We start from the raw sequence: 360 nt of genomic DNA, 5'->3' as shown, positions 1-360 counted from the left end.
GATGTTCGTAATTTCGCTGCAACTCATAGACCTGCACATTTGGATTAGTGGGAGCGTCATGACAAACGACTTTCACGCCATGCTGCATAGCAATCAGTTTGACTTCATCCGGAGAGATTTCTAAATCACGCTGAGCTACTCGATATTCTTGCCGAGGATGGTTCGGATTGCACAGTTCCCTAATACCCCATCGATCCATCGCAGGCTTGTATGCGCGATAATACTTCACATAGGACAAGTAAAATGCCAGGCCACCGATTAACGCAACACCAAAGATCCCTTCCTCAGCGCCGTTTCGCGCTAACGACCAGATCAGTACCACTGCGAGAACGAGTAACGCACCCGACAGTTTAAGCTCAT

General features: G+C 48.3%; 1 protein-coding gene. It reads right to left on the bottom strand.

The window, feature by feature from the left end; translation table 11 throughout:
• Positions 1-360: hypothetical protein (locus A3750_RS25865; protein ID WP_197474887.1), on the bottom strand; the 360-nt coding region annotated here is incomplete at both ends.

Source organism: Oleiphilus sp. HI0079 (assembly GCF_001635105.1).
This window is presented reverse-complemented; position numbering and strand designations above follow the sequence as displayed.